1 protein-coding gene is annotated in these 1387 nt (G+C 56.5%); it reads right to left on the bottom strand.

Annotated features, from left to right (window positions below):
* Positions 1 to 1373 (bottom strand): bifunctional alpha/beta hydrolase/class I SAM-dependent methyltransferase (locus Q0338_RS03050; protein WP_298085473.1); only part of this gene is annotated, 1373 nt, incomplete at its 3' end.
* Positions 1374 to 1387: the final 14 nt, after the last annotated feature.

Here is a 1387-nt window from a genome sequence, read left to right on the forward strand (position 1 = left end):
TTATTCGCCCCTTGCGGCTCGTTTCGGTAGACGTAATCAAGCGTACTGCCGCTATCGTAGCCCGTATTTTCGCCGATCTTTAGCCCGCCGACCCACGGCGAAACCGCCTGCATAAATACCCGCTGAAATTTAAACCGCAAATTTTTCGGGCTAAATCTCGGCAGCGGCGTAGCTAGCCTATCGGCCTCCTCGCGGCTAAAGCCGTATTCGTCCGCATGCGTGCAGTCCACCTCGCTAAAAGGCGCGCTAAACCTCTCGCCGACGAACTCGCGAATGATCTCAAACGCCCTCTCCCGCTCGCTCTCGCCCAGCGTATCGTGGTAAAATCCCTCTAAAATCTCGCGCCTTTTTACCCGCGCGCCAAGAGCGTTGTAAAACTCGTGCTGCGGGGCGTGCTCCACGACCCAGTCATCGCCAGAGATCAGCAGTAGCGTAGGCGTCGTGATCGCGGCGGCGTCCGAAACCACGCGCCGTGCCGCCTCGTAAAGCCCCAGCAGTATGCGCACCGAGATCGCGCGAGTGATGAGCGAGTCGGCGTCGTAGCTGGCCTGGCGCTCCTTGTCGTGCGTGAGATAGTGCGCCTTGACGTAGCTGTTTACGAAAAAATTTCCGCGCGCATTGTAAAGCGCCTTTAAGCCCGCTCTAGCAAACGGCACGTAAAGCTTCACGCTAAACGCGGGACTAGCCAGCACCGCGCAGCGAACGCGCGGAGCGTAGTCGTGCAGCCACGCCGAGACCAGCACCGCGCCCACGCTCTGGGCTATCACGGCTAGATTTTGCGTCTCAAAGCCAAATCTCTGCTCGATATGCGCCACAAACTCGTCCACGTCGGCAATGAGACGGCCCATACTAGGCGCGTCGCCCCTCTCGCCATCGCTCCTGCCGTGTCCGCGCTGATCCCACGCAAAATAGCTCAAACTCTCGTCCGCTAGCCCGTCCGCTACGTGCGTCGTCCTGCCCGAGTGCTCGTGTCCGCGGTGAAATATCGCTACGGCTTTGGCGTTTGGCGCGGCTTTAAATTTGAGATTTTGCTCGGCGTTTTCGCTCAAATTTGACGCGCCGCATTTGCCGGCTTCGTTTAAATTTGAGTCCGAGTTTTCGCCGCCGTTTGGTAAATTTTGCTCGCCGGGTTTACCTTCGCCGCTTAAATTTAGCTTCATACTTTCATCCGCGCCGCCTGCTTGCTCGATAGTCAAATTTGACGTTTCGTTTGCGGCCTCAGCGCTCAAATTTGATCCGTCAAATTTACCGTCCTCGCTCAAATTTACTTCATTTGCGCCCGGGTTTTCGCACGCCACGTCCGCAGCCAGGCGGTATCTGTAAAATATCCTCGCTCCGTCGCTCGTTATAAAATAGCTCTCTTTAAACTCCATTTTTCGCCTTTCTT

Origin of the sequence: uncultured Campylobacter sp., assembly GCF_938018145.1 — a bacterium.
GTDB lineage: Bacteria > Campylobacterota > Campylobacteria > Campylobacterales > Campylobacteraceae > Campylobacter_A.